General features: G+C 70.1%; 1 protein-coding gene. It reads right to left on the reverse strand.

What is annotated here, in order from left to right:
* Positions 1–207 (reverse strand): hypothetical protein (locus ACLJNW_RS27085; RefSeq protein WP_410961642.1); only part of this gene is annotated, 207 nt, incomplete at its 3' end.
* Positions 208–251: the final 44 nt, after the last annotated feature.

Here is a 251-nt window from a genome sequence, read left to right on the forward strand (position 1 = left end):
GTCGTGGAACGCCGCCTCGGCGGCCGCGCCGTCGCGTGGGGGTTGCGGGCAGAACTGGAACTCGCTGCGCGCGCCGAGCTCGGTCACCGACCAGGCCAGGCCGTGCTTGTGGATAATCCTGCGGAAGCCCTCGGCCAGACGCGCCGCCAGGGGCAGCATGTGGGCGTAGGCGGTATCGGTCATCACCTCTTCCAGGTTGGCGCGCATACAGCGCATCGCCAGGGCGTTGGCCGACAGCGTGGTACCCATGC

Origin of the sequence: Salmonella sp. SAL4457, assembly GCF_046548235.1 — a bacterium.
GTDB lineage: Bacteria > Pseudomonadota > Gammaproteobacteria > Enterobacterales > Enterobacteriaceae > Salmonella > Salmonella enterica.